Below are 7168 nucleotides of genomic sequence, written 5' to 3'. Positions count from 1 at the left end.
CAGAAACTTCCGAAACCGCCAAGATCACTTCGTCTCGGTGAAGCAGCTTCTATACCCACAAACACTACACCGTCAACCCCTCACCTTAAAAACCCCTAAACCCCCAGAAAACCAACACTCCCCCCGATTCACAAACACACAAACACTCTCAAAATCACCACCAAATCACTCATTAAATATGTTACAAAACGTCCATGCGAGGCGAGAAGTATGTTAGCTATGGTCCAATCAGGCGAATATCGAACCTAAATAATCTGTGGTTCCGTTTCCTCGATAGGCAGACCGTCTATCATCCGAGCAAAAAAACACCCACGGCGTTCCAGATATCTGACAGTGCAGCGACCAGAACCACAACACTGTTTCTGGTGATCAGTCTATCAGGAGTTTTCAGAGTTCGGACAACACGCTGCTCAAGGATAGGTCTGAGTTCAGCGGGTTCCCTTTACCGCAGATACCAGCCTAATACAGACGCAGCAGGAGGGGGAGAAGGAGCCAAAATCCTTGTCGCTTGTGTAACACATGACTGTATTACACAGCAGGAAGCTAAAAATTTTGTGCTGTAAAATCAACCACTTAGGTGGTGTGGCGGAGAGAGAGGGATAAAAAAATGCCCGAACCGCAACATATTGATTTTACAGTGTATTTTTACACAAAATCTTGATTTTTCCACTGTGTTACACCAGTGTGTATCACATGCATCTATCTAACTTGACAAGGTCATAAAATTTTTGACTTCATTATGTATATACGGTATATTCAGGCATAACGTTTATACATGACAGGGAGGTTAAAATGTCTGAGGCTATCGTAACAGCTGTTGGTAGCTGGGGGAATAGTGCTGGTGTTCGTCTTAATGCTTCCATTCTCCAAGAAGCCAATCTTCAAATTAAAGATAAGGTAGAGGTTAGAGTTTCAGGAGGAGAAATAGTTATTCGCCCTCAAAAAAAACGCGAGACCCTTGATGAACTTATGGCTCGTTTTGACCCTGAAAAGCATCGTCACGACTTGATGCTTGATGCTTTACCCGTTGGAAAAGAAACTATCTGATGGTTTATGCGCCAGAGCGGGGTGATATCTTCCTGCTCGATTTATCGCCCCAAGCTGGCAGTGAAATGGCTGGCGAGCATCGTGTTCTGGTTTTATCCGAACGTAACTTCAATGTCGGAACTGGCTGTTTCATAGCTTGTCCGATTACGACAAAAATTAAAGGCTCACCTTTTGAAGTGGTGATTCCACTTGGGCTGAAGACACGTGGATGTGTGCTGGCGTCAGAAGTTAGGACGATGGATTACATTGCACGCAATGCAAAATTTATAGAAAAAGCACCAGCCACTCTGATTGATAATGTGACGGCTCTTATTTCAACGATTATTGGCCTATGAATTTAGGTATTGGTGTTGTTGACAGCCGCTATCGCGTTTAATGATATAAACAGTTCAAAGGTAAGAGGTATTTATGTCTCAGTCTAATTTGAAACCATGCCAAGATTGCGGGAAACAACTTTCTCCATCCGCCAAGGCATGTCCGGATTGCAACTCAACTGATCCATTCCATTATGATTTGAAGAAGAGAAAAAGAGAAACAACTATCCTTTTGCTGGCTTTACTATTTATCATAGCCATTTTTGTAGCTTTTTATTTCCATCTTCTTACTCCTAATATGGTAAAAAATTTTATATCCAACAACCTTAATCATTCTTAGAAAAGAAAAAGAAACAAATATCTCCAATCCCAGTAAAGGAAAATATTTCTTTACTGGGATTGCTCATAACCGAAAGTTAAAGAGAATAAAATGATTTAATGCATTATTTAAGTGGATGCAGGTCGTCCCAAAACCCCATATTTATGGGATATGCCAAAAACGTCAATCAGGCATACCCCCTTCGCATATCAGAACTGCGGTTTATGATACAGCCTGAACGGGGTTCATGGCTCTCCATGCTGTCATGCGTGAGGTGTTCAGGATACGGGCTACCTCACTGACAGACTTCCCTTCCTCCCTGAGCCTCTGGGCATGTGTTCTCTGATGTTTGGTCAGGGAACTCTTTCTCCCAAGTGACACACCATTGGCCCTGGCTGATTCCAGACCAGCTATACAGCGTTCCCTGATAATCTCCCTCTCAAACTCCGCAAAGCCAGCCAGAAGGGTCAGAAACAGCCTTCCCGATGGTTTGGCCGTATCAACCCCAAGATTGAGAATACGCACGCTTATGGCTTTTTCATGAAGCGTATCAATCAAAGACAGGACATCCACTGCATTACGGCCAAGCCTATCCAGCTTCACCACTGTCAGCGTATCCCCCTTCCTCAGAGCCTTGAGCAGTCCTGAGAGCACAGGTCTCCGGTTCGCCAGCACACTCCCTGAAATTTTCTCTGTCCTGATTGTGTGGGAAGTCAGACCATAACGCACCAGTTCCTTGATTTGTGGGTCATTGGTCTGGTCGTCAGTTGATACGCGGGCATAGCCATAATCCATGTTATTTCTCCATCAATAATTACTCCATTGGTGATACAGATTTACGATACAGAAGTTTCATCAATAAAAATGCACTTATTCTACAATATCAGAAATATGTGTTTCCGGTATAGGGCGCGGTGAGATTTTTTGTCCCTATTTAATTTTTATGTGGGGATTTTTCAAAATTACTTTGAGATTCAATGAGGGAACATGTCCGCAAAACAGATTTTCTATAAAAAACGTCTTTTTTGGTCAGTCTGTGGTATCCCATCATTGGCCTCAGCGTTTTATCTTTTTGTTTTGGCTTCACCTCGCTATGAAAGTGAAGCAATAGTCCGCGTATATGCTTTTTCTGGTGATAGTAGTGGAGGGGGGGCTGGATTAGGCGGGCAAGCCTCTCCCGGAGCTTATATTTTTAAAGAAATTGCTGAGAGTTGGGAGTGTTTTAATAATGTAGGCACGAAGAAATTATCTTCGCATTGGGCAAAAGGAGATTTTCTTTCTCGTTTTGGTGGCCTTCAAACTCTCCTATCTTCTAACCAGATGAAATTATGGAACTACTATCGTTCGCACGTTATTGCATCAGTTAATGATGAGAGTGGATTGGTTAGCCTCAATGTTGAAGGTTACGATCCTAATTTTCCTTACGAAATTAACTCAAATGTTCTTGAGTTTGCTCAAAAGCAACTTCAGACTTCTGGCATACATGCATATCAGGTTGAAAGAGCAAAGTTAGAAGATCATGTTAAATCCGATCGAGAAAAACTGGCTACTGATTTAGGTTTGATGGAAGACTTTCAGAAACAGTATAATATTGCAGATTATGATACTTTATATAAAAGCACACTTGAGCTAATAAATAAATTTCAGGAAATTAGAGTTACATTAGATAGTAAAGCCACTGCAGCACAATTTTTTGCTCAGCGTTCGCAAGAACTATCAATGCTCAAAGCACAATTGACAACATTAAACCACAACATTGAAGATCAAAGCTCTTACATTAGACATAATTTATCAGAAAACTATGAAAAATATACCGAATTAAAACAAAATATATTGGAGGATATTAATATTATCCAAATGGACGATCAAAATCTCCAGGATATTGAGCAATTAGCCTATAGAAGTTCATACCATGTGGACATCGTTGAGAACTCCGTTCGTCCCAGTGATGCAACTATGCCAAAAGCACTGTTATGGGCACTAAGTATCTTAGCTATGAGCTACGTTGCTTATCTCGTAGTCAAATAAAATATCAAACCCATAAAATATCTGGAGCCACACAATGCTTTTTCGTAAAATTCTTTCCATAAGCACACTTCCACTGTTCCTATTAGGAGGCTGTGCGTTCATGCCTTCAACAGGACCTCATGCTTCCTTAATATTAGATAAAAATACAAACTCCATTCCAGTTGAAGAGGTCAACGAAGATATAGCATCTCAGCTCTGGAATGAAGCAATCGCAAGGCAAGAAGACGAATTAAGTAATGTACTAGCGGATTTGAAGAAGCCGAATATAACCGAAATTACTATTGCTTCAGGAGACACGCTCGACCTATCATTATGGGTAGCTTCTGGGCAGTCTGATATTGTATTGGGAAATGTTCCACAAGCACGGAATATGGGACACTATACTGTTTCGCATCTTGGAACAGTTGATTTGCCTTATGTTGGACAGATCTATGTAAAAAACTTGACGCTCCATAATGCGGAAAAAGTTATTGCCGAACAATATAGTAAAACACAATTATTTCCTCAAGCTGAAGCAGCTTTACACATCGAAGAAAATAAAGCTCAAAATGTTGTAGTTATGGGAGCGGTTAATGCACCAACGGTGATTAATTGGTCTGAAGGGGGGATAGATATCAGCGAAGCTATCGCACGGGCTGGGGGCTTCAAGGTTTTCGATCCCTCCAAACAGGGTAGTGATTTAGGCGTTAATAACGTTGTAATTATCCGACATGGGAAAAGTTATAATGTGCCCATGAAAACTGCTTTATCTCAGGATATACCCTTACAATCTGGAGATAGATTAGTTTTGCAGCACACTGCTATTGTTAGAGCATTATGTCTGGGAGCGGGTTGGAAATCACCAACAATGGTTCCATTCGATGAAACTCCATCTTTGGCAGATGTTCTTGCTGGCGCGGGAGATATGAGTCCTAATGCTGCACAAGGTAGATCCATTTTTGTATTCAAACATGCACTACGAATGATTTATCGGATTAATTTTGATAAAACTGAAGGTATGAAAGCAGCACAAGCTTTTCCAATTAGTGACAAAGATCTAGTTTATATACCTCCTGCTCGAAGTGTAACTCTGCAGCAAGCAGTCAATATTATTATGAGCGTTGGATATCCTGCAGCAATGGGTGCAGCCATTAAATAAATCGTCTTTAAATAAAAAAGAACCAAAGATGAATATTATCAAAAATATGAATGTTGATTTTGACTTCATGAAACTTGCTCAGGATGGTGACATCAATATCGCAGATAAAAATTTTTCTTCTTGGGAGGATCTAAAGAAAATCATATTTGAAAGTCTCGGTGATAGGGGACCTCCCCCAGGAAATTGGGAGAGGTTTGCATATCATGATAATAATAATATTAACATAAAAGAATCTTTGGTGAACTATGTCTTATACTAAAACAAAAGATCTTTATGATAATCTGGACTGGAAAAAAGAAAGCAAAAAAAGAACGATAATACTATGGATATTAACAACAATATTCAATATTTTCTCAGTTCTTGTATTAATATTTTTCATGGTAATGTACAATTACCCGAAGTATTTTATAATACCTTTCTCGATTTGTAGCTTTATACTTGGTTTTGTTGGTTCATCATATTTTATTACTATGTGGTTTGGCCTATATGCCGCACTGCGTGGGCCAGAAAAAGATCCCTATAATCCAGTGCATAAACAAAAAGATTTATGTGAAGATACGCGAGTGGCTCTCTTAATACCTATTTATCATGAAGACATTAGACGAGTTGGTGCTGCTTTGGGAGCTATGATTGAAGACTTAAAAGATTATAAAGAGTTTCCACATTTTGATTTTATAATCTTATCTGACAGTAGAAAAGAAGACATAATTTTTCAAGAGAATTATGTCTATCAAATACTCTTAGAAAAATATCCAAATGTAAATATAATATATAGAAATCGCATATCTAATATTGATGCAAAAATTGGAAATACATCAGATTTTATTAAAAGGTGGGGCCGTAATTATAAATTTATGGTTATGCTTGATGCGGATAGCCTTATACCAGGGAAGACACTATCCGAAATGGCTAGAATTATTGAAGGAAACGAAAAGGCCGCTATTATCCAAAGCACGTATTACGGTGTGATAACAAAAACATTGTATGCAAGAATGAACAGCTTTGGTTCAGTTTTCGGTGTTGTCGTAAGCTTTTATGGTCAGTATTTTTTTAAAATGGGTAGAGGTCAATATTTCGGACATAATGCAATTTTGCGAGTAGATACCTTTATGAAACATGGTGGTTTACCATATTTTGAGGCTAAATCTCCATTTCCTGGTGGTCGCCCACTATCTCATGACTTTGTTGAAGCTGCCTTTTTCGAAGGTGCAGGCTATGAAGTATGGTTATTGCCTCATCTAGAAAGTTTTGAAGACCAGTTAACAAATCTTATTGATGATATGAAGCGTGAAACACGCTGGATGTATGGTGCTCTTTTTTGGCTACGTGTCTGCAGAATGAAACGGCTTTCAGCCAATGGTATGAAGCATCTATTTATCTCATCGCTTCACTATTTTAATGCGTGGATTGGCTTGATTTTTTATATAGGAAGTATATTTGGAATGATATATGTCCTTCAACATCCAATACAAACTTATATTTTAAGGCAGAAATTCTCCTGGCTGTTTAATACATCTTTATTTATTTTCTTCTTTGCTTTTATTGCTAGATTTTCTGTGTATGCGCTTTATTTTTATAAGAAAAACCAGTTAAATGGATTTGGTGGTCTGGGAAAATTATTGTGGTCTTACATGCTGTCTATTGTATTGGGAATGGCAATAGCACCAATTACAATGACACAGATCTCAAAGTTTCTTTTCTACTGGCTTAAAGGCAGAAAGATCCATTGGGGGGAGCAGGATCGGGAAGATAGAAGCGTGTCATATGCGGAAAGCTTCCAACATTTTTTCCCCGTAAGTCTCTTTGGACTTTTCCTCTTATATATTGTTGTTGAGCATATTATGCCACTAGCTACGAATAATACGATGAAAATATTGCATATGAGTAAAGCATGGCTTTGGTTTTGGTATGTTCCAGCCTTATCTGGTCTGATTTTATCACCTTTGGTTATTCGGAAAACTAGTTTTCGATATAAATGGATGGAAAAAATGGGTTGGTTCCAAACTCCTTTTGAAAAAAATGAACCATTTGTTATGTCTAGAACTAGAGAAATTAAGGAAACCTTAGATGTTTTAGTGCCTTCAACGCTGACATTTTCTCAAGCTTTCACTGATCCATGGTTTGCATTTCGCCATATGTGCTCAATTCCCTCTAGACCGCACAAATTCACATTTTGGTCTGAATATTTTTCTGGGAAAAACATCAATGATTTAAGCCGTTCAGAAAAATTGCTTATATTTAGATGTAAAGAACTTTGGGAAATGTTTTTCCTTATGGAAAATAAGATACCGTCGATTAATCATAAAAAAATGGACTAAAATT

7 protein-coding genes are annotated in these 7168 nt (G+C 38.8%); 6 read left to right on the top strand and 1 reads right to left on the bottom strand.

Translation table 11 applies throughout. The features are described from left to right. Nucleotides 1-792: 792 nt before the first annotated feature. Both AB2L51_RS11150 and AB2L51_RS11145 read left to right on the top strand, forming a co-directional pair. Entirely contained in the window at nucleotides 793-1047 is a 255-nt protein-coding gene (locus AB2L51_RS11150) for an AbrB/MazE/SpoVT family DNA-binding domain-containing protein (RefSeq protein ID WP_395582526.1), read from the top strand. Further along, complete coding sequence (locus AB2L51_RS11145) at nucleotides 1047-1382, top strand: type II toxin-antitoxin system PemK/MazF family toxin (RefSeq protein ID WP_395582527.1); 336 nt, start codon at nucleotides 1047-1049, stop codon at nucleotides 1380-1382. Before AB2L51_RS11150 ends, AB2L51_RS11145 begins: the two co-directional genes overlap by 1 nt. Nucleotides 1383-1902: 520 nt before the next feature. On the opposite strand, the gene AB2L51_RS11140 is transcribed toward AB2L51_RS11145, so the two are convergent. After that, complete coding sequence (locus AB2L51_RS11140) at nucleotides 1903-2475, bottom strand: recombinase family protein (RefSeq protein ID WP_395582528.1); 573 nt, start codon at nucleotides 2473-2475, stop codon at nucleotides 1903-1905. Nucleotides 2476-2667: 192 nt separating this feature from the next. Here AB2L51_RS11140 and AB2L51_RS11135 point away from each other — a divergent pair, with 192 nt between their 5' ends. The 4 genes from AB2L51_RS11135 to mdoH all read left to right on the top strand — a co-directional run bounded on the left by AB2L51_RS11135 (nucleotide 2668) and on the right by mdoH (nucleotide 7164). Then, on the top strand, nucleotides 2668-3708 hold the full coding sequence (locus AB2L51_RS11135; RefSeq protein WP_395582529.1) for a hypothetical protein: 1041 nt from the start codon (nucleotides 2668-2670) through the stop codon (nucleotides 3706-3708). Between the two features lie 100 nt (nucleotides 3709-3808). Then, entirely contained in the window at nucleotides 3809-4846 is a 1038-nt protein-coding gene (locus AB2L51_RS11130) for a polysaccharide biosynthesis/export family protein (RefSeq protein ID WP_395582530.1), read from the top strand. 28 nt (nucleotides 4847-4874) lie between these two features. Further along, the gene (locus AB2L51_RS11125) at nucleotides 4875-5105 is read left to right on the top strand and encodes a hypothetical protein (RefSeq protein WP_395582532.1); all 231 of its coding nucleotides are present in this window, start codon (nucleotides 4875-4877) and stop codon (nucleotides 5103-5105) included. Beyond that, complete coding sequence (gene mdoH, locus AB2L51_RS11120; protein WP_395582533.1) at nucleotides 5092-7164, top strand: glucans biosynthesis glucosyltransferase MdoH; 2073 nt, start codon at nucleotides 5092-5094, stop codon at nucleotides 7162-7164. Before AB2L51_RS11125 ends, mdoH begins: the two co-directional genes overlap by 14 nt. Nucleotides 7165-7168 lie beyond the last annotated feature (4 nt).

The organism is Acetobacter fabarum, assembly GCF_040702925.2.
Classification (GTDB): domain Bacteria; phylum Pseudomonadota; class Alphaproteobacteria; order Acetobacterales; family Acetobacteraceae; genus Acetobacter; species Acetobacter fabarum_B.
The sequence above is the reverse complement of the archived record's forward strand: the minus strand, read 5'-3'. Positions and strand labels throughout refer to the sequence as shown.